The sequence below is a fragment of the Bacillus sp. MYb78 genome (genome assembly GCF_002975115.1).
GTDB classification, from domain to species: domain Bacteria; phylum Bacillota; class Bacilli; order Bacillales; family Bacillaceae_G; genus Bacillus_A; species Bacillus_A cereus.
This window is the reverse complement of record NZ_PCOB01000007.1, coordinates 191,322-213,451: the sequence shown is the minus strand read 5'-3', so window position 1 is coordinate 213,451 and position 22,130 is coordinate 191,322. Positions and strand designations below refer to the sequence as shown.

Below are 22,130 nucleotides of genomic sequence, written 5' to 3'. Positions count from 1 at the left end.
TCCCCTATTCTAATACTTCTGCTAGCAAATTATCTACCCTACTAGTCCAACTATGTTGTTTTGCAAAGTTAATATATTTTTCTTTATCCGTATCTCTCACCGCTTCTTTAATTGCTTCTATAAATTGATCTAGGTTTTCAGCTAATTGTGCTGGACTATTTATTAATTCCAGCTCTTTCCATTTACTACTAACTACTGGAATACCTGAAACCATATATTCATACAACTTCAATGGATTTACATAATCTAACAAATGAGAGTACTCTTTAACATTAAAAGGTATAATCCCCACGTTAGCATATTGAAGATATGCTGGGAGTTGATCATAACTCCTTCTACCTAAAATATGAATATTCTCAATTTCATTAATGTGCTGCTTAGCTAATTTATCAGGACCTATTACTACAAAAGCAAAGTCTGGCATTTTTTTAGCCATCTCATTAAATAAGTTAAAATCAAACCATTCTTCTATAGCACCTACATAAACAACAATTGGTTTATCGATAGATTTATATTCAACAGGTTGCTCTTTTTTTTCTAAAAAGTGCGCTAAGTTAACACCGTTTGGGAAATATAATGTATCTTTAGGTTTTAAACCATTTACATGATCCTCTAACGTATGTGCAGTATATAAAACTCGATCTACACTTTGAGATAACTTTGTTTCTGCTTTCTCTAGCGCTTTTGTACTATTAGAAAAACCAGAGTTTTTATCTGCCATCCTAAAAACTGATTTTTTATAATTTATAAAATCTAACAAATAATTTTGGAGACCATTATCAAAATAAAGTAAGTCCACTTCCCTAAAATTTTTAAGTTCTATTAACTTTTTTATATTAGGGTATCCGAGTTTATTCCAATGATTATATATAATTTCACTTCTTAAAATAGGTTTATTATTTGGTGTTAATAAAGCCCCAGGTACGTATGACCAGACCTTTCCGTCCTCAAAAGTTTCCCCACCTTTTTTGTAAATCTCATATCGGTCATAGAATTCCTTAGTAGGTGAGAACATTCGATGAATAGGTGATATTGGTGCTGAAATATAAGCAATTTCCCACCCTTTTCCCACTAATTCTTTAGCAATATGATGAGTACCTACTTGGAACGGTGAATTCCAATAATTACTAGTTGCAAACAATGCTTTTTTCTTCATTTACATTTCCCCTCGATAAACTTTTATTATCAACTGTATTTTCTTCTTTATTTAAACTGTATAGAATACCAGCAAAAAATATTAACCAATATCCTAATGAGAAATCGAAAGGCCTTTGATATAGAGATGCAAAATATATTATTATAAATAAAATTGTATTTTTATTCCCACCTCTTAAGCCCATATATATAAAGAACAATGCATGTAAGCAAAATAGAATATATCCATCAATAACTATAAAAGTCTTCCATGATAATGCCGAGGAATTATAGTTAGCTGACTTTATATAAAACTGACTCTCACCAATTCCCAGCATAATATCTTTTATACTACCATTTTCATGGAAGTCCTTATATAAATATTCAAATCCATTATTAACCCTATTATTACCAGCCAAACCTTCAGAGTTTATTTCAAATCTATACAATAATCTGTTATATAAAAAGGAATCCTTTGGGGTAATTGAAAATATTATTATAGAAGAGAATGCTATTATAATAAAATTCCTTCTACTCTTAAGCATTAGATATGCCACGACTAAAAAATAAAAAGCAAAAGATAAAGAAAGTACACCTGCTATTAAAATTATTTTTTCATACCTACTTTTCAACTTCATTTTTTTAGAAATTAATATTAGTGCACTAACAGTTCCAACTACGCCCGGTTCATTAAACATTGCACATATCCTATCAATACTTCCTCCAAAAGAGAAAATATATTGCTCTGAAATATCATAATAAACCGCATAATTCGCTAAACCTAAATACTGACGATAATAGGATTTACTGGTGGAATTACTTGCAAGTTGTTCCCAAGGCAAGTCTATTCCGATTAGCAATAAAATTGCTACCATAATTGCGGGTATGTATGAAATGGCTATTATTTTAATAAAATAATCATATATTTTTAATTTTAATTTTTTCGTTACTAAGACAAATGGTACAAGTGATGCAGTATAAAATAGACCATTAAAAATAATGTTATAATATTGATCAAATCTAAAAGAAAAAAGGAATATTAAAACCATAGCCATAAGTGCATATTTTATATTATTCCTTTCTATTATCTTAAATTTTGCTGATAAAATTATAAACAAGCCTACATTTACAATACCAACAATCTCTCTAAAATGATTTCCCCACGTAAAATATGGACCTAGTGTTAAAAAGCCCAAAAATGCTCCTATAAAACAAAAAATCATTATGAAATTTTTATTCTTCAATTAAATCATCCTAACTAAAAATTAAGGTGGCCTAAAAAACACATTAAATGCTTGCTGATTCCCTTTTCAATAGAACCTTTTTAAATATCTCCATTTCTTGTTCAGATAATTTCCCCTTATTATAGCGCTCACTAATTCTCTCAGTTAATTCCTCATTACTTATTTCTTGCTTTTGATTTAATATATTTGAAATTTGTATAGCAAAGTTAACTTCAAAATTCTCATTTCGATCCACCAGACTATTCAAATCAATAATAGCTTCTGGTATCCCCCCTATATTACTTCCAACAACTGGAGTTCCACATGCCTGAGCTTCTAATAATACATTTCCTAGTCCCTCCTTCTTACTAGGGAGCACCAAGACATCCATAATATTCATTAAACCTGGTATTTCTTCTTGCGTTTTCTTTCCTAATAGTTGGTGGTTTATCTCATATTCTTCAAACTTGTCCTTTATTATATTCTTTAATTCACCGTCACCTATAACTACGCAAGTAAAATGCCCTTTGTAGATTTCTTTAAGGTGCTTACATATTTCAGGTAAGCTCTCGACTCCTTTTACATCCACTAAATTCCCTACATACCCAATAACTTTCCCACTCAAATTTAAATCTAATTTAACACTTTTCTTTTTATTTTCAAGATACGGATGAAATTTAGATATATCCACACTATTATAAATAACTCCAGAATTCTCATCCAAATTACAAAGATCATTTGCTATATTCTCTAACTCTTTACTAACAAAAATATTATAATCGGACCTTGTTATGTTTCTTATAATTTGTTTTTTATATGCCCTATATATATATGGTGCACTATGTACATCAGAACCATGTAAAGTTAACACATATGGTATTGAAAAGATTTGTTTGAGATAACATGCTAAGCTACCTTGGTAATGCCCCCAATGAGCACTTACTAGATCTACATTACGAAATAAATTTTTATGCTTTATTATAAAAATTAAATAAAGAAAAAAATCAAATCCTACCTTCTCCATAAAGGTATTAAAGATTGTACGTTTTATATAGAGATTTTTATAATTAATTCCTTTATTTATAAATGAACTCTTTCCTTTTTTAATTACTTTTTTATTTAAAACTTTTTTGACCAGACTAAGTAATTTTCCATCATAAAATTTAAGTGATAATATATTAGCATCAACTTTATCCCAATTATTAGCTATTCGATCATGGGTTGCATTAAATAAGCCAGCCTTATTATCTTCATTCATTTCTACTATATATAAAAGCCTCATAAAAATTTCCTTTCTTAATAAAATTACGAATATCTATTAAGTTCTTTCTCCTATTTTTTTTGCCGGTACTCCACCAACAATGGAATATTGCTCAACATCAGTAGTTACTACCGCACCAGCTGCAATAATTGCACCTTTTTTAATAGTAACACCTGGCAATATGATAACACGTGTTCCAATCCAGACATCATCTTCAACTACGACCTTTTTTACCTCTATCCCTTGTTCCCTAATCAACTGTTTTTTATCGTATTTATGATTAGCAGTGTAAATTGCTACATCTGATGCCATTAAAACATCTTTTCCTATTAGGATTTCTCCTATATCTTGTAAAAAAGCCCTATCTCCTATCCCAGAAGAATCACCAATACTTATGTTGTAACCGTTTGAATAAGTAATACAACTCATTACTCTTATATCTTGCCCTACATTATTAAATATCCTTTTTAAAAACTGTCTTTTTATATTTTTTAATATATTTGAATTTTTCATAACAGTAATCCTGTTTAAAAACAGCCTATATAAATTATTGTAAATATTCAAATTCTACCTCTCCAATTCTCAACTACTTGCAACAACTATAATTTTTTTTGCTATTAGTTTTTCGGAATTGCATTAAAAACTGCAATTCCTATTTCATTTCTTTGACATTCGTTAACAAAAATGAATCTATAATTTATTTCCTCAATAATTTAGAAGTTTATTTATTTTATTACCCTTGTTTTTTAATTTTCCGAGATACGTCTCTCTAGAGTATTTCATACTATTTACAGACTCTACAAGCTACACATTAATACCTATAAATGCTTTATTTTAAAGCAAATTTTTAATCACCTTATTATAGTAATAGTTATTTATAAATATAGTTAAAAAATATGTGCTAGTAGTTGCGACTGCTGCTCCTATAACCTCAAAATGCTTAATAAGTATAAGATTTAATATTATATTAATTAAAAATGAAATTAAATTCGTATAAAAATTATACTTTACTGCTCCAATTGCAAATAAGAAAATTCCCTTTAGTGAATACATGCCCCAAAACATAAAACCTGCGAGTAATATATTTAAGTAAATTATAGAATTATGATATTGTTCACCAAATACCACGGGAATCACCAAAGGACATAATAGATATGCTAAAAATGTAATTCCAATCACACAAATTATTAATTTTCTATAAGCCTTTTGAAACAATTCTATCGCTTTTTTAATATCATTTGTATATCCTGAAAATTTCGGTAACAATATTTGATTAATTGTATTTGGTATTATCATTAAAGAAACAACAATTAATTGTGCAATACTATAAAAACCCAATTCATTATTGTTCACAGAAAAATTAGTCATTATAAAAATATTTAGATAGATCAGTAGTTGACCTAATAAATTTGTTAAAAACGAAACACTTCCTATCCTAAGAATTTTTTTTACAAATACAAAATTTATTTTTATTTTAAACAACGACTTTAATTCACTTCTAACGAAATAAATACAAAGTACACTTGTTATCGAGTTAGTTATAACTAAACATACTAAATAACCAAAAAATCCAAAGATAGCAGCTATTAATGTACTTATAAATAATACGAAAATTTTCGAATAAGATTGTATCTTGGATACTTCTTTTATTTTTAATTGAGATTGGAGATAATATGTTACTATCGAGTTAAAAACCATAAATGGCAATTGTAATATAAAATAACGCAAATTACTGTTAATTAAATTATCCTTTGACAATATTGAGAAATATGTCATACAAAAGACACCTATAGTTACAATTAATGAAAAACCGATACCAATTTTCAATCCTATAATGAACAAGTTTTCTGAATACTGCTTCCCTTTTCCTTCAGAGCATAATTTGACAACAGCGACATTAATCCCAAGTGTTGCAATGATGATTAAAATTGCTAAATATGATTGCAATACTTTTATTCTTCCTATGTCTTCCACAGGAAGTATTCTAGTAAGGAAAATTTGCCCTCCAAACCCCACAAGTTGTACTAACAAGTTAGCACTTAATAAATGAAAAAAATTTATCTTCTTTGCATTTATCCATAATTTCGAAAAATCTTTTTGAACCTTTATTCTCAACATTTATTTCAATCCCCTATAAATTAAGATAAAGACTAAAATAGATAATTATCTATTTTAGTCTTTATCTTAATTTCTTTATTTATAAACGCATTTCTAAAATATATATTGACCAATCTGACATAAACGAATCTGTAACAATCTTATACGTAACTTAAAAACACCTATTATTATTTAAATTAACTTTCATGCCAGATTGATCATATTTAATTTTTATATAATACCTCTTGTATCAATAACAATTTTCTCCTTGAGTATATTCTTATCTATACTATAAAAGACTTCATGATCAACAAGAACTACAATTATATCTGCTATAGTAATTGCTTCATATAGATTAACTAACTCTATATCTTTATCCACTAAATCTTTCGGGAGACTATTAATATGCGGTTCTACAACTTTGACTTCTCCAACATCCAAATCAGTTAAATATTTAACAATTTCTACAGACGGACTTTCACGTAAATCATCAATATTAGCCTTAAATGCTAAGCCTAAACAAGCAATGATAGGATTTTTAAATTTGTCCGCTTTTTCACGAATTTTATCTACTACATAACCAGGCTTATAATCATTTACCTTTCGAGCTGCATGGATAAGTTTAGCTTGTTCTGGCACTGCGTCTACAATAAACCAAGGATCCACAGCAATACAATGTCCACCTACTCCTGGTCCTGGTTGTAAAATATTCACACGAGGATGTCTATTTGCTAAACTTATTAATTCCCAAACATTAATATGAAGTTCATCGCAAATTATAGATAATTCATTAGCAAATGCAATGTTCACATCTCGGAATGAGTTTTCTGTTAACTTTGCCATTTCCGCTGTTCTAGCATTTGTTTCAAGTATTTTACCTTTGACAAATTTCTTATAAAAATCTACAGTTTTCTTCGTAGATTTTTGGTTAATACCACCTATTATTCGATCATTTTCTACTAATTCTCTTAAGATATGTCCTGGTAATACCCTTTCAGGACAGTGTGCTACAAAGAAAACTCCTTTATTTGAGTTAATTTCTTCTGTCACAGTTAAATCTTCACGTTCTTCTAAAATCCATTCCGTCACTTTTTCTGTTGTTCCTACTGGGCTTGTAGATTCTAAAATCACCAAATCACCTGGTTTTATGTATGGTGCTATTGTTTTTGTTGCCTGTTCAACATAAGTTAAATCTGGCTTATGATCACCCTTAAACGGTGTTGGAACAGCTAATATGAAAATATCCGACGTTTCTGGTACAATTCCTGCCTTTAAATTTCCACTTTGCACAGCGGCTTTTACCATAATATCTAAATCCGGTTCATAAATATGTACTTTTCCGCTATTAATCATTTCTACAGCAGATTCATTGACATCTACACCATATACCTGAAATCCTTTAGTGGCCAATAAACTTGCTGTTGGTAATCCAATATAACCTAATCCTACTACACAAATTTTTTCATTCATCTGTAACACCCTTTCCATTTTACAACAATAAAGTTAATTAATAAGCTCCTCTTCTTAATACCACATTTACTACAGTTAAAAATAGAATTTTTATATCGAAAAATAATGATGCATTGTATACATAATGCAATTCTAAATCTACTCTTTCAGGGTATCCAACATCACTTCTTCCACTAACCTGCCAGTATCCTGTAATTCCTGGTTTCACAGATAAAAAGTCACTTTTTCTTTCCCCATATTCTAATAGCTCCTCTTGAACTACTGGTCTTGGTCCAACTAAACTCATGTCGCCCTTAAGAACATTGATAAACTGGGGTAATTCATCCAAGCTCGTTTTCCTTAAAAAACGCCCTACACTCGTAATACGAGGATCTTCTTCCGGTTCAAGTTTATAGTTATTATCTATATACTTTTTATAGAGCACTTCATTTTGTTTTAACTTCTTTTCTGCATCAATTACCATGGAACGGAATTTATATATTCCAAAAGTTTCACCATTTTGTCCTATCCTAGATTGCCTAAAAAATACCGGCCCTTTTCCCTCTCCACGCATATAAAGAATAGGGATTATAATAAAAAATGGGGAGAATATAATTAAACCTATAATTGCACCTACAATATCTATTGCCCTTTTCATTAATAAATACAAAACATTTTGCTTTCTAACAGTATCGATAGTTTCCGTTGCAGATTTATTTATTAAATTTCTTTCCTCCAACTTTTCCCTTCCTCTCTTTTATATGAATACATTCTCTTTGCCAACTATTGTATTCATATATTTCATCAAGTCTTCTTTTAATTCTTCATGCTGTAATGCCATTTCAATCGTTGTCTTAATAAATCCAAACTTCTCCCCAACATCATAACGAGTTCCTTCAAAATCATAAGCAAACACACGCTGAATTTCATTTAAACGTTGAATTGCATCCGTTAATTGAATTTCGCCACCAGCGCCTGTTTGTTGATTCTCAAGAAACATAAAGATTTCTGGTGTTAATACGTAACGTCCCATAATTGCTAAATTTGATGGTGCCGTTCCTTGAGCTGGTTTTTCCACAAATTGTCGTACTTGATAACGGCGATCATTCTGTTCAACCGGATCGATAATACCGTAACGATGTGTTTCGTTTTCAGGCACTGTTTGTACACCAATAACTGACGACTGTGTACCTTCATATTGATCCATCAATTGGCGTAAACATGGTGTTTCTGCTTGTACAATATCATCACCCAGTAATACCGCAAATGGTTCATTCCCAATAAATTTACGAGCGCACCATACCGCATGCCCTAAACCTTTTGGCTCTTTTTGTCTTATGTAATGAATATTTATTTTTGAGGAAGCTTGTACTTTTTCAAGCATTTCATACTTCCCTTTTTCTAAAAGGCTTTGTTCTAATTCGAAAGAGTGATCGAAATGATCTTCAATAGCACGTTTTCCTTTTCCAGTAACAATAATAATGTCTTCAATTCCTGATTCAATTGCTTCTTCTATTATGTATTGAATTGTCGGTTTATCGACGATAGGTAACATTTCTTTTGGCATCGCCTTCGTTGCTGGTAAAAATCTTGTCCCAAGACCAGCGGCTGGGATAATTGCTTTTCTTACTTTTTTCAATTATACTCCCCCTATAAATCTATTTATTTGTATGTAACAATAACAAAAACCCTACCTATAGAGTCATTTTTATAACTCCATAGGTAGAGTTTCTATTAGAAATAAATTATGGGCATCTAACCCATCCTCACGTCATACTCCCGACGACAAGCGTCTAAGGTAGGCATGAAATAAAATTTCTACCCACAGCACGACCGAGTGCCCCCATTGATAACGGTTAGGAGACATCACCAATTCTTATTTAAAAAATACCGAACAATTTTTTACGACGAATTTGTTCTGGATCTTCTTTGTAAATTGCCTTCCCGCTAATTAATAAGTACGGATTTTCTTTCAAATCACTCATAACATTCATTCCAAATTCTTTCTCAATTAGTTCATAGCTTTCCGCTAAATGAAATCCTCTTGATGTTGTGTTATGTGCATCTGAAGCAACCATATGGGTTAAATTATGTTCGACTAGTTGTAGTGAAAACTTTTTAATTTTCTTCCCAAATTTCCCTAATAAACTGCCTGCCGTTACTTGCGTTAATGCCCCTTTATTTACAAGATTATATAACTTATCTGGCCGCTCGATTAACTCGGCATTACGTTCCGGATGAACAATAATTGGAATCATTCCCTTAACGCGCAGTTCATATAATAGTTGTTCAGCATAACGCGGTACATGATTAGATGGAAATTCAATGAATATGTATTTATTTGTTTCATTTAAAGTAACAATTTTACCAGCTTCATAGTCTTCTAATAAATCACCATATAACCTGATCTCTTGCCCCGGTAAAATAGTAAGTGGAATATTATATTGTTGTAGTTCATCATTTAGTTGTTTTACATGATGAATAATTGAGGTACGTTCATTTATATATTTTCCATTTTGATGGTGCGGCGTTGCGACAATTGTATGTATTCCTTCTGAAACGGCTTGTTGTGCCATCGCTAAACTATCTGTTACTGTTTGTGCACCGTCATCGATGCCATGCAAAATGTGACAATGTAAATCAATCATTCTTTCAGCCTCCCTCTCTCCTATCAGTCTTTTTTCCCTTGAATATGAGACGTCTCATATTCAAGGGAAAAAAGGAGATATGGTTGAAACATATCTCACCCTTTTAATTAGTTTGCGCCATAATAATAATATAAGCCTTGTTCACGTTCACGGTCGTTTAGAACAACACCTAACAATTTACCTTTTGCAGATTCCAATAACCCTTTTGCTTTTACTGCGGTTTCTTTCTCTGTTGATTCACTGCGAACTACAAGAATAGAAGCATCACATACATTTGCCATAATTTGTGCGTCGGTAACAGCTAAAATTGGTGGCATATCAAAAATAACTAAATCATACATACTGTATGCTTGCCCAAGAAGTTCTTTCATTGATTTCGAACCTAACAATTCGGCCGGGTTTGGTGGGATTGGACCACACGCTAAAAAGTGTAGATTGTCTACAGATGTCGTTTGCACGCACTTCTCTAAACGTTCACTATTTGTTAATACGTTCGTTAATCCAAAAATGTTATCTACTTGGAACATTTGATGCATTGCTGGTTTACGCATATCTGCATCAATTAATAATACTTTTTTTCCTTGTTGAGCAAAAACAACTGCCATATTCGCTGTCGTTGTCGTTTTCCCTTCACTTGGATTTGCAGACGTGACCATTAATGAATGTAAATTCGTATCAACAGCTGCAAATTCAATATTCGTTCGAATATTACGATATTGTTCTGAAATTGGTGATTTCGGTTGTTGATGAGCAATTAATTGACGGCGTTGACGATGATTCTTTTTCTTTTTAAATAAATTAAGAGCCAATTGTTTGTCCCCTCACTTTTCTTGATGATGGAGCGTGTGATTTCACGTTCAATGTTTCTTCATCCATACGAGCTACAATCCCTAATACTGGTAAACCGAGTAAGTTTTCCACATCTTCTTCTTTTTTCACTGTGTTATCTAAGTACTCTAGTAAGAATGCAAGACCAATTGAAGCCATTAAACCAACGACAAAAGCGATTGCTACATTTAACATTGGGCGTGGTTTAATTGGTGATAATTCTTCTGATAACTCAGCCTTAGAAAGTACCGTAACATTATCCACACTCATAATCTTCGCAACTTCACCTTTAAATACTTCTGCAGTTGTGTTAGCAATATCACGAGCTAATTTCGGGTCTTTGTCTTGCGCAGTTACTGCTACGACTTGTGAATCTTTTTCATTAGCCACTTCAATTTTTTTGTTCAATTCTTGTGCTGTTATGTTCAGGCCTAACTTTTCTTTCACTTGATCCAAAATAACAGGACTTTTAATAATAACCTTATATGTATTTGTTAATTGAATATTTGTCTGTACCTCATTGTACTGAATTGCTGCGCCTTCTTGCTTCTTCTGGTTAACAAGAATTTGCGTCGAAGATTGATAGATTGGTGTCATGAAGAAAAAGCTAATGATAGCACTTACAATAGCTGCACCAAAGGCGATTACGAGGATCATTGCTAAACGTTTTTTTAAGATATGAAATAACTCTTTTAGACTAATTGTTTCTTCCATAGGTTCCTCCAACTTTCTAAAATTTACACATAGGAAAAATTATAACATATAAATCTTACATTTTTTATTTTTAATAATTGAGTTTTATATTTGTTCACAAGAAACAAGTTTAATCTTACAAAATAATCTTAAATATGACAACACATTCCAATCATTTTCCAAAATTTTTATTTTATCACGTTTTTTACACTGTGTAACTTGATAAATAATTTTCGGAAAACAATAAAAAACCAACAAAAATTTTGTTGGCTTTTCATATTTTAGTAATAACCATACTGCTCTTTTTCTTCTCTTTTATCGTTTAAAACGACACCGAGTATTTTGCCTGATGCTTTATCTAATATTTGTTTCGCTTTTACGATTTTATCTTTTTCCGTCTTTTCACTTCGTACAACGAGTACGATTCCATCACATTTATTCGCAAGTATTTGTGCATCTGTAACCGCAAGGACAGGTGGTGTGTCAATTAATATAATATCAAACATGTTATATGCTTCTAGCAACGCCTCGTCCATCGCCCGGCTCCCTAATAGTTCTGCTGGGTTTGGCGGGATTGGACCTGCTGCCATTAAGTATACGTTCTCTATATCTGTTTTTTGAATGCATTGCATAAGTTTTGCTTGTCCTGATAATAAGTTCGTTAACCCATTTGAACTATGAATGGCAAATAAGTTTTGTATCGTCGGCTTACGCAAGTCAGCTCCAATTAGTAAAACTTTCTTTCCTTGTTGTCCGAAAACAACTGCTAAGTTTGCGATTGTTGTTGTTTTCCCATCACCTGGATCTGCTGAAGTAACAATAATAGAACGAACATGATTATCTACAGATGTAAACTCAATGTTTGTACGAATGTTACGGTATTGTTCTGTAATACGCGATTTAGGCTCTTTATGTGTAATTAATTGTCGTAATGGTTTTCTTTTCTTTCTCCCGAACATATTCATAATCTCCTTTTGTGAAATGCGACATTTCCCTTTTCTCTCTCTTATGCTCGATTTCATACGTCTAATTAATATTCTTGCTGATTTCCCCACATTTCATCATAATCAATAACATTCTACTTTGTCTTATTTAAGTACCTTAACAATATGACAATGCCCTTATTTCTTTATTACCTTTATCACTTATCCTGTTTTCTAGATAAATAATAAAGTAAGTATATGGTAATTACCATCTATTTACAAGATATTTTCTGATTAGTTTGTATATTATTGTTTCATCGTTATATAGCAGAAATTAAAAAATCCCCTTGTCTTTTCACAAGGAGATTTTTTAGTACTATCTATTCTTTTTTATCACCAATCGCAAATGTAATTTCTGCCTCACATGCAACTTCACCATCTACTGTTGCGATTGCTTTTCCTTTTCCAATCGGGCCGCGTACGCGTGTCATTTCTACTTCTAGACGAAGCTGATCACCTGGGCGTACTTGTTTTTTGAAACGGCAATTGTCGATACCTGCAAAGAAAGCAAGTCTTCCGCGGTTTTCTTCTTTCTTTAATACTGCAACTGCTCCGACTTGCGCTAATGCTTCTACAATAAGTACACCAGGCATAACTGCATAGTCAGGGAAGTGTCCGTTAAAGAATTCTTCGTTTGCGGATACATTTTTAATCCCAACCGCTCTTTTGCCTTCATCTACTTCTAATATTTTATCAACAAGTAAAAATGGATAGCGGTGAGGAATGATTTCTTTAATTTGTTCTATATTTAGCATGTAACAATCGCCCCTTTTGTAATATTGGTCTTACCACTTGGACATATTGCTATTATCCCATTTTGTTTATTGTTTGTCATTACAAAGTAACATTTTATATTTAGCACAACTTCCTAAAAAAAATGCACACACTCTATTCCATTAAAATAGTTGCACATTTTTGCAACTGACACGGAGGTGGAAAAGAGTGTATGCCCAAATTAGGGAAAGGCAATATGTATTGAAACATTATTTGCCTTAATGTCGTATTCGACTCATTATATTATAAACGTTTTCAATTAAGGAAATATTAAATTTAACCATATATATGAATATTTTACCTGTTTCCTTCATATTTCTCTATTTTCCTTCCATTTTCGCAAAAAAACAAAATAAAAAAATATAAAAACGAAAAAAAAGAACTAAGGCATTAGCCTTAGTTCTTTCAAATTATCTCAAAGCACGCTTTGGTAATCTGTCGATATTCTCTAACATAATACCTGTACCAACCGCAACGCAGTGCATTGGGTTTTCAGCAATTAATACTGGTACTTTTAGTTCTTCTGCTAGAAGCATATCGATACCGTGTAGTAAAGCTCCACCGCCTGTTAGAATAACACCGCGATCGATGATATCTGCAGATAATTCTGGTGGTGTGCGCTCTAATACACCTTTTGCAGCTTGTACAATAACAGCTGCATTTTCTTTTAATGCTTCTGTAATTTCTTCAGAGCATACTGTAATTGTACGTGGTAAGCCTGTTACCATGTCACGTCCGCGAATTTCAAGTTCTTCGCTACGTGCACCTGGGAATACTGTACCAACTTTAATTTTAATATCTTCTGAAGTACGTTCTCCGATTAATAGCTTATACTTACGTTTAATATAGTTTAAGATCTCCATATCAAACTTATCGCCAGCCATTTTGATAGAGGAAGAGGTAACAATATCACCCATAGATAGTACAGCGATATCTGTTGTACCTCCACCAATATCAACAACCATGTTACCGCTTGGTTGGAAGATTTCCATACCAGCACCAACTGCAGCTACTTTTGGTTCTTCTTCTAAAAATACTGTTTTACCACCTGAACGTTCAGCAGCTTCACGAATTGCTTTTTGTTCTACTGATGTAATATTTGTTGGACAACAAATTAAAATACGAGGTTTTGAAAAGAAGCTCTTTACGTCCAATTTGTTAATGAAATACTTTAACATTGCTTCTGTAATTTCGAAATCTGCGATTACACCATCTTTAAGTGGACGGATTGCTACAATATTACCAGGCGTACGTCCCACCATGCTTCTCGCTTCTTCACCGACTGCTAATACTTTACCACTATTACGATCAATGGCCACAACAGATGGCTCATTTAATACAATACCCTTACCTTTAACATGAATTAATACGTTAGCCGTACCTAGGTCAATTCCGATATCTCGCGCAAACATTCCCGTTTTTTCCTCCTCGATATTCAAAATCAGGTTACACCCGAATTCTTTTCACCTAATTTCTGATTTTATCATAAATTTAACAGAAACGTAATATTCGCAAAAAGAATTCTTCTGAAAAATATTACCGAATGTGAACGGAATGTTTGCTACTGTAACATTATTGACGTACAGGCTTCTCTACATCTTCTTTTCTATACTTTTGTTTTGTTGCTTCTCCACCTCTTAAATGACGAATAGACTTGTGATAATCAAGAATTTCTTTTACTTCATTTGCGAGCTCTGGATTAATCTCTGGTAGACGTTCTGTTAAATCTTTATGGACTGTACTCTTTGATACCCCAAATTCCTTTGCAATGACACGCACTGTCTTTCTTGTCTCCACGATATACTTACCAATCTTGATAGTTCTCTCTTTGATGTAATCGTGCACACCACTCGCCTCCCTAATTTGGATGTGAGAAGGGTGAAATGAGCCTCGCTGCATATGACTAAGAAGTAAGTGTGAGTGCTGTTTGTAAGCGTTAAACATTCTTGGATTTATAATGAAATGATTCACGATTTCTCACCTCAAACACTCTCTTTGCTTTGGTTTATACCATTGTATTGCCCGCACTACTGATATATGCTACATGTTCACTATTTTTGCGGACTAAGTTAAGAAAAATTACGTTTTTTTGTGAGAAATACGTTAAAACTGACTATTATGGCCCAAAAAAATGACACCTTGTATAAAAGGCGTCATTCTTCTCGTTCCAATTCTTCTTCTAACAACTGATGGTGGGGAACCTCTTTCTTACCGGCAATATAATAATATAAAGTGAATAAAACAAACAATAAAATAATAGCAGTCGACAGAACAAACAAAAATGACACAGTATCCCCTCCCTTTTGTAATATATATTCGAGAATCTCGTCATTTTTCCTTGTTTTTACAACTTTTTTCTCGAAATTGAGTATTTTTATATAAAGTGAAACTTTAATAAGTGGGTGCCATTTCCCACTGATTATTAGTTGAACCAATCGGGATTTTACGGGCAGTTGATCCCCGACCTAACTTCTTAGCTTTCACTGAATTTTGAAGTAGGGGTCTTACTGCCCGTTAATGCGGGATAAAAATAAAAAAATCAATTCTCTTGATGAGAACTGATTTTTTCACTTTATTATTCTTGTGAAGAAGAATTGTTAGATGATTCTGTAGAACCGTTTGTTGATTTTTCTTCTTTCTTCGGTTCTTCTTTTTTGTCACTAGTTGAACCGCTTGTTGATTTCTCTTCTTTTTGAGACTTGTCTTCTGTTTTATTTTCTGGTTTCGTGCTCGTTGACTTCTCTTCTTTTTGAGATTTGTCATCAGCTTTTTTACCAGAAGCATTCGTAGCCTTTGCAGCACCTGCATCAGCTTTAATTTCTGTTACTGATTTATTTAAGTAACGTTCAGGGTTCACAGCCACATTGTCTTTACGTACTTCAAAGTGAACGTGAGAGCCTGCCTCTTTATTCATTGCACTTAGACCGGATGTTCCTAATACTTCACCTTGTGCAACTCTTGCACCTTTTTCTACTTTCACACTGCCTAAGCTTTGATAAGATACCGCTACACCATTTCCACTATCAACTGTTACAACATAACCAAGAAGTGAATCTTTTTCAGCTTTCGTTACTGTACCACTTAAAGCAGCGGCAACATTGAATTCTTTTCCATTCTTCGCAGCAATGTCAATTCCTTTGTTTGGGGAATATGTGTTGTTATAAAAGACAAGTGCTTTTTCTTGTTCCGCCTCAGTTGCTGCATCTTCATAGAATTTCTTTTGTACGACTACTTCCGCATTCGCGGCAGCTGGCATTTTCACTACTTCTGAAGATTTCGTTACTGGTACTGCTGGATCTTCCGATTGTGTATACGGTGTTGCTTGATCGTGGTTTGGAGTCTTCTTCGGATTAGCTCCTTGGAACCATAGCGCAACCATTAAGATTACCGCTGCACAAGCAATGTATAGTGCCGGAAACACCCATCTTTTTTGAAATAAATGTACTACCTTTTGCGACTTTTTATTATTTCTTCCTCGCATTCCATCATCACCTCAGCAATCATTTTGAACAATATTCACGTATCCTATACAACGTATAACTAATTACTTTTCGACAAAATTTGTAAAAATATGTATAAGAACTGTAAAATTTCCGAGGAAATGATAGAAAAAAGAAAAAACTGAGCTTTTCGGCCCAGTTTTTAGTCCATTTGTTTCTTCTTATATACGATTAAACATGCAATAAGCGCAATAATAAGCCAAATTGCAACATTTAATACATGCCCACTAATACTACTAAACCCCGCCCCACCTACTAAGCTGTTAAGTGCTTTCACAATATGAGATGTTGGAAGATATCCAATCATCGTCTTAATTACTTTATTTTCAACCATTGGCTCAAACTGTACGGCCAAATACATCGTCATTAATATCGGCATTCCAATTATTGATGTTTGTGGTACAGATGCAGCTAACAATCCAATCATTGTTCCAATCACAATAAATAGAATTGTTCCACATAAGAAAATAAATCCTAGCAATAATAGATTTCCACTGAATTGATCCAAAATAAATAAGTTCACAATACAAATGCCCAATGTCAAACATGCTGTTAATATACTTTTTCCAAGTAGAACTTCAACCGAAGATGCCGGTGATAGCATTAATACACGCAATGTATGTTTTTCTTTTTCTTCTGCAATTACCATAGATTGAACAAAGCCTGCGACAAATAGGAAGGCCGTTATAGTAGTAATGCCTAACATTTCCTTTCCCACTCCAAATCTGCTAAACAAAAATGAAAGTATAATTGGTAAAAATGCCATTAACAACACTTGTGAATTTGTCTTAAAATCTTGTACTTCTTTTCTAAAAATAGCTGATACACGTCTCATTGAAAAAGTCATTATAATCCCCTCCCAGTAACTTCAATAAAGATATCACCTAGCGTTGGTTCGTGTGAATGAATGGATAGTAATTCTCCTTTGTTCATCCATTCTGAAATACGTTTTGCACCTAATTCATCTTTTTGCACTACTGCTTTTTGTTTATCTTTTAATACGACCTCTATTTGATCCTTAGCGTATTGTAAGCGCAGGTTCTCTGGCGTATCCAGCGCTACAATTTCTCCGCCACAAAGGAAGGCAATACGGTTACAAAGCGTTTCTGCTTCATCCATGTTGTGAGTCGTTAAGAAAATTGTCGTTCCTTCTTCATTTAAGTCTTTTAAGATTTTATGAATGTTTTGTACGTTTACTGGATCGAGTGCAGATGTTGGTTCGTCTAAGAAGAGGATATCTGGTTTATGAAGGATTGCTCTTGCCAGTGTGACGCGTTGCTTCATTCCCTTTGATAGTTTCTTTACTGGTGTTTTTTTATCATCTAATAAATTTACTTGTGTTAGTACTTCATCGATTCGTTTTTTTTTGCAATCATATAAGTCACAAAATAATAGTAAGTTATCATAAATGCTAAGTCTTTCATATAAGCCGCTGTTATCTGTTAAAATACCAATTCGTTTGTAATCGATGCTACTTGGTCCTGTAATATCTTTCCCTAATACTCTTACCGTTCCAACACTATGAAGCAATTGAGAAGTTAAAATTTTTACTGTTGTCGTCTTACCAGATCCACTCGGTCCGAGGAATCCGAATATCTCTCCTTGCTTCACCTCAATATTTACATTTCGAAGTGCCGTTTTTCCACTGAAACTTTTCATTACATCTTTCATTTCAATTGCCAATGTCATTTCTTCATCCCCTTTGTTTTTCTTCTTTATAGATGAAAGTCGCTTTAGCGCTTTTCGTTTGTTTGTTTCGCTTTTCTTGACTCAATCATATGAAAAACAAAGGGTAGGCGCATTAAAATACCGGTAAAAGGAGTATTTTTACCGGTGAATGAATCGCATGTTGAGCTTATTGGAGCACTTTTTATAGCCCAATCACACCTTTTAATTCATCCATGCGTCCTTTTGAAAGCGGAATTGAACTTTTTCTTTCGTCATCCAAAATTAAACTGAAACTGTTACGAGTCCAAGTAATCACTTCTCGCACTCTTTGTAAATTCACAAGATACGAGCGATGACATCTAAAGAAACCAAAACCTGTTAACCTTGCTTCTAGTTCGCTTAATGTTAATGCACATACAAAATCCCCTTCACGAACGTGAATATGTGTCACTCCGTTTTGCGTTTCAATGAAATGGATTTCCATCGGATCAAGTAAAATGATTTTATCGTTCACTTTCGCAGGTATTCTTTCTAACTTCATTTGCGGAATTATTTGAACGACCTTCTCTTCATCGACTTTTTCTGCTTCCTCTTGTTCAATTTCTACTTTTTTCACACCATCATTGTTTAGTATATATACATCTTCCGTTAACGAAAGGGCATCCGATAGGAAAGATGACGTAATAAAAATCGCCTTTCCTTGTTCTTTCATTTTCATGATTGCTTTTCGAATAATAACCGTACTCTCTATATCTACATTTTGCTCTGGCTCTTCCAAAATAACTAAATCCGGATTATGAATCATCACTCGCCCGATATGAAGACGGCGTTTCTCTGAAAATGATAATTTTTCTATTTTAACGTTTAGTTTATCTAGGAGACCAACAGACTGCACAACTTCTTCTATACTTATCTTTGATTCATAAAGCCCTAATAAAAATTTGAAGTATTCTTTCACCTTCAAACGATCATATGCCTCATCTTTCAAAAAACAAAAACCGATGCGGGAATAATTTTTCTTTCCAATTGCTTCCCCTTCAAACAGTACATTGCCAGTCGACGCCTCTTCTTCACCAATAATGATGCGGTGTAACACTTTAGCTGTATGATTATTGCATTGCAAAACAATACATTTTCCCTTCTCCACCTCTAGCTCAATTGCCGGTAACTGGTTCGCCTTCCCTAGTTGTTTCAACTCTAGTAACGCCATTTCATTTCCCCCAAATGCCTTTTTATCCTATTATATCAAACAGTTAATGGAAAATTATGATATTTTAAACAGAAAAAATAGGTGCCAGAGTTCTGACACCTATTTCTTCACCATCAATTTTCCTTCATAATCATTCATCGTCTTTATTTCAACGCCTTTATAGTAATGGGCAACGATATCTGTATATTTCTTTCCTTCTGCTGCCATGCCGTTCGCCCCGTATTGACTCATACCAACGCCGTGACCGAAGCCTTTCGTCGTAACGATGATTTTATCTCCTTGTTGTTTCCACGTAAAATCAGAAGAACGTAAATCTAACTTTTCACGAACTTCTTTTCCTGTTAATGTTTTCCCTTGAAAAGCTACATCCTTTACGCGCTTTCCTTCCGTAAGGTCTTTAATGTTTCCAACCTTCCCATCTGCTAGCACCTTCACACCGAGACGTTTTTGAAAATCAGCTACTGTAAATGTTTGCTCGCTCGTAAATTTCGGAGAAGCTTGATCCCACGGACTATCTACACTCTTTAAGTACGGATAATCATTTCCCCAGTAATCAGCCGCATTTTCTGTTCGGCCATTACTCGTTGAAAAGAAGGATGCTGAAATTGGTTTTCCATCATACGTTAAAACTTGTCCTGCTGTTTTCGAAACAGCTTCTTCGATTTTCTTCAAATTATTTTCGTAGTTATTGCCCCATTGCTTCTTCAATTCATCTTTGCTTTTGTACACTTGATCTTTCACCGTATCTGTCACGTCTGCATTATTTTTCTTTCCTCCGCTTAGCATACGTTGTACTACAAATGTTCTTGCTGCTAATGCCTGTGCCTTTAGTGCCTCTATTTCAAAACTGGCATTCATCTCAGAAGCTACTACACCGGTCACATACTCCTCCATAGGTAATAATTCTACCTTCTTTTGTTTCTCACGATATACAGCAACTTGAACCGCTGTATCTACTTTTCCTGGAGCTGGTATACTTTCTATCGCTGGAGGAGTTTTAGAGGCCGTTTCTTCCCCTACTTTCGCTTTCGCAAATGGGATAACAAGGGCTGCAGGTACAATGATAACGAGCGCTATTAAGAGCGCTACTGTAATAAAAAGTGGCTTTGAAAATTTCATCCTATTTTCCCCCAATATAAAAGCTTTACTCCATTCATTCTTATGGAACAACTCTTTCTTTTAGAACATACTTAAGGGGGAAGAGCATAAAACGGAAATTTTCTAAATATTTTTACTGGTACGTGCATAAGTATAGAATTTATTGACTATAACAGTAATAACCCAAAAAAATAGCCCCTATGTCAAAAGACATAGAGACTATTTCAATTAAGCGTGAAGATCAGAAACTTCTTGTTCTTTCACTTCTTCTACTTTTTCGTTTACACGTTCAATAGTTGCACCTAATGCAGCTAATTTCTTATGGAAATCTACATAACCACGGTCAAGATGTTTTAACTCAGTTACACGAGTATAACCTTCTGATACTAAACCAGCTAAGATTAATGCAGCTGCAGCACGTAAATCAGTTGCGCCTACTTCAGCACCTTGTAAGCTGTTTGGACCGTTCATAATAACAGAACGACCTTCAATTTTAATATCAGCATTCATACGACGGAATTCTTCAACGTGCATAAAGCGGTTTTCAAATACCGTTTCTGTAATCATGCTTGTTCCATCAGCTTGTAGTAATAATGCCATCATTTGTGATTGCATGTCTGTTGGGAAACCTGGGTGAGGCATAGTTTTAATATCAACCGCTTTTAACTTATCTGGGCCGATAACACGTACACCTTCGTTTTCCTCAATAATTTTAACACCCATTTCTTCCATTTTCGCTGTAATTGAGCGTAAATGTTCAGGTACAGCATTTTCAATTAAGATGTCTCCACCAGTAATTGCTGCTGCAACCATGAATGTTCCCGCTTCAATACGGTCAGGAATAATAGAGTGGTTTGCACCATATAATTTATCAACGCCTTCGATACGAATCGTTCCAGTTCCAGCTCCGCGTACTTTCGCTCCCATCGCATTTAAGAAGTTAGCTAAGTCAACGATTTCTGGTTCTTTCGCTGCGTTTTCAAGAATTGTTGTCCCTTTTGCTAATGTAGCTGCAGACATAATGTTTTCTGTCGCGCCTACGCTTGGGAAGTCTAAGTAGATTTTAGCTCCTTTTAGTTCTCCCTCAACATATGCCTCAACAAAACCGTTACCAACCTGTACTTTTGCTCCCATTGCTTCGAAGCCTTTTAAATGTTGGTCAATTGGACGTGAACCGATTGCACATCCACCAGGAAGTGCAATACGAGCACGACCGTTACGTGCTAATAATGGTCCCATTACTTGAACAGATGCACGCATTTTACGTACATATTCAAATGGTGCTTCAATGTTTAGTTCTTTAGAAGAATCGATTGTTACTTGATTATTTTCAAATACGACTTCAGCATTTAAATGACGTAATACCTCATTAATTGTGTATACATCAGACAAAACTGGTACTTCAGATAGTACATTCTTTCCATCACTCGCTAATAGGGCTGCAGCGATTATAGGTAATACAGCATTTTTTGCGCCCTCAACACGCACTGTGCCGTTTAACCGCTTTCCGCCACGGACGATGATCTTTTCCAAATTATTCCCCTCCGTGTCCTTTTTTCAGTAT

The 22,130-nt window shown here is 33.7% G+C and carries 21 protein-coding genes and 1 pseudogene; all 22 read right to left on the bottom strand.

What is annotated here, in order from left to right:
- Window positions 1-4: 4 nt before the first annotated feature.
- Complete coding sequence (locus tag CQ064_RS16615) at window positions 5-1,156, bottom strand: GumK N-terminal domain-containing glycosyltransferase (protein ID WP_000725792.1); 1,152 nt, start codon at window positions 1,154-1,156, stop codon at window positions 5-7.
- On the bottom strand, window positions 1,128-2,357 hold the full coding sequence (locus CQ064_RS16610) for a hypothetical protein (RefSeq protein ID WP_003272411.1): 1,230 nt from the start codon (window positions 2,355-2,357) through the stop codon (window positions 1,128-1,130). The genes CQ064_RS16615 and CQ064_RS16610 overlap by 29 nt, the downstream gene beginning before the upstream one ends.
- 64 nt (window positions 2,358-2,421) lie before the next feature.
- Window positions 2,422-3,639, bottom strand: coding sequence for a glycosyltransferase (locus CQ064_RS16605; protein ID WP_001238639.1), 1,218 nt, complete (start codon window positions 3,637-3,639; stop codon window positions 2,422-2,424).
- Window positions 3,640-3,675: 36 nt separating this feature from the next.
- Window positions 3,676-3,831, bottom strand: a pseudogene (locus CQ064_RS34440) (acyltransferase); the annotation flags it as partial.
- Between the two features lie 621 nt (window positions 3,832-4,452).
- Entirely contained in the window at window positions 4,453-5,736 is a 1,284-nt protein-coding gene (locus CQ064_RS16595; RefSeq protein ID WP_000944344.1) for an oligosaccharide flippase family protein, read from the bottom strand.
- Between the two features lie 210 nt (window positions 5,737-5,946).
- The gene (gene wecC / locus CQ064_RS16590; protein ID WP_001003088.1) at window positions 5,947-7,185 is read right to left on the bottom strand and encodes a UDP-N-acetyl-D-mannosamine dehydrogenase; all 1,239 of its coding nucleotides are present in this window, start codon (window positions 7,183-7,185) and stop codon (window positions 5,947-5,949) included.
- Between the two features lie 37 nt (window positions 7,186-7,222).
- The gene (locus tag CQ064_RS16585; protein ID WP_000392722.1) at window positions 7,223-7,903 is read right to left on the bottom strand and encodes a sugar transferase; all 681 of its coding nucleotides are present in this window, start codon (window positions 7,901-7,903) and stop codon (window positions 7,223-7,225) included.
- A gap of 18 nt (window positions 7,904-7,921) precedes the next feature.
- Window positions 7,922-8,803, bottom strand: coding sequence for a UTP--glucose-1-phosphate uridylyltransferase BpsC (bpsC, locus tag CQ064_RS16580; protein WP_000757789.1), 882 nt, complete (start codon window positions 8,801-8,803; stop codon window positions 7,922-7,924).
- Window positions 8,804-9,044: 241 nt separating this feature from the next.
- The gene (locus CQ064_RS16575) at window positions 9,045-9,812 is read right to left on the bottom strand and encodes a tyrosine-protein phosphatase (RefSeq protein WP_000566188.1); all 768 of its coding nucleotides are present in this window, start codon (window positions 9,810-9,812) and stop codon (window positions 9,045-9,047) included.
- Between the two features lie 107 nt (window positions 9,813-9,919).
- On the bottom strand, window positions 9,920-10,621 hold the full coding sequence (locus CQ064_RS16570; RefSeq protein WP_001207174.1) for a CpsD/CapB family tyrosine-protein kinase: 702 nt from the start codon (window positions 10,619-10,621) through the stop codon (window positions 9,920-9,922).
- Window positions 10,611-11,354 (bottom strand): YveK family protein, encoded by a 744-nt coding sequence (locus tag CQ064_RS16565; RefSeq protein ID WP_000393129.1) that lies wholly within the window; start codon window positions 11,352-11,354, stop codon window positions 10,611-10,613. Before CQ064_RS16565 ends, CQ064_RS16570 begins: the two co-directional genes overlap by 11 nt.
- Window positions 11,355-11,614: 260 nt before the next feature.
- Complete coding sequence (locus tag CQ064_RS16560; RefSeq protein WP_000467944.1) at window positions 11,615-12,292, bottom strand: CpsD/CapB family tyrosine-protein kinase; 678 nt, start codon at window positions 12,290-12,292, stop codon at window positions 11,615-11,617.
- 344 nt (window positions 12,293-12,636) lie between these two features.
- Window positions 12,637-13,071 (bottom strand): 3-hydroxyacyl-ACP dehydratase FabZ, encoded by a 435-nt coding sequence (gene fabZ, locus CQ064_RS16555; protein ID WP_000931959.1) that lies wholly within the window; start codon window positions 13,069-13,071, stop codon window positions 12,637-12,639.
- Between the two features lie 429 nt (window positions 13,072-13,500).
- A complete protein-coding gene (mreB, locus tag CQ064_RS16550) occupies window positions 13,501-14,502 on the bottom strand; it encodes a rod shape-determining protein (RefSeq protein ID WP_000457978.1) in 1,002 nt (333 codons plus the stop codon).
- Window positions 14,503-14,662: 160 nt separating this feature from the next.
- Entirely contained in the window at window positions 14,663-14,935 is a 273-nt protein-coding gene (gene spoIIID, locus CQ064_RS16545) for a sporulation transcriptional regulator SpoIIID (RefSeq protein WP_000544012.1), read from the bottom strand.
- Window positions 14,936-15,243: 308 nt separating this feature from the next.
- A complete protein-coding gene (locus CQ064_RS16540; RefSeq protein ID WP_000008903.1) occupies window positions 15,244-15,378 on the bottom strand; it encodes a hypothetical protein in 135 nt (44 codons plus the stop codon).
- Window positions 15,379-15,665: 287 nt separating this feature from the next.
- Window positions 15,666-16,571 carry a stage II sporulation protein SpoIIQ gene (gene spoIIQ, locus CQ064_RS16535; RefSeq protein WP_001214923.1) on the bottom strand — a complete coding sequence of 302 codons (906 nt, stop codon included), beginning with the start codon at window positions 16,569-16,571 and terminating at the stop codon, window positions 15,666-15,668.
- A 161-nt stretch (window positions 16,572-16,732) separates the two neighbouring features.
- On the bottom strand, window positions 16,733-17,437 hold the full coding sequence (locus tag CQ064_RS16530) for an ABC transporter permease (RefSeq protein WP_000144445.1): 705 nt from the start codon (window positions 17,435-17,437) through the stop codon (window positions 16,733-16,735).
- Window positions 17,437-18,279 (bottom strand): ABC transporter ATP-binding protein, encoded by an 843-nt coding sequence (locus CQ064_RS16525; RefSeq protein WP_000170868.1) that lies wholly within the window; start codon window positions 18,277-18,279, stop codon window positions 17,437-17,439. Before CQ064_RS16525 ends, CQ064_RS16530 begins: the two co-directional genes overlap by 1 nt.
- 181 nt (window positions 18,280-18,460) lie before the next feature.
- A complete protein-coding gene (locus tag CQ064_RS16520) occupies window positions 18,461-19,468 on the bottom strand; it encodes a LytTR family transcriptional regulator DNA-binding domain-containing protein (protein ID WP_001185911.1) in 1,008 nt (335 codons plus the stop codon).
- 99 nt (window positions 19,469-19,567) lie between these two features.
- Window positions 19,568-20,587 (bottom strand): stage II sporulation protein D, encoded by a 1,020-nt coding sequence (gene spoIID, locus CQ064_RS16515; RefSeq protein ID WP_000672649.1) that lies wholly within the window; start codon window positions 20,585-20,587, stop codon window positions 19,568-19,570.
- A 207-nt stretch (window positions 20,588-20,794) separates the two neighbouring features.
- Complete coding sequence (murA, locus tag CQ064_RS16510; RefSeq protein WP_000411275.1) at window positions 20,795-22,099, bottom strand: UDP-N-acetylglucosamine 1-carboxyvinyltransferase; 1,305 nt, start codon at window positions 22,097-22,099, stop codon at window positions 20,795-20,797.
- Between the last annotated feature and the right edge of the window lie 31 nt (window positions 22,100-22,130).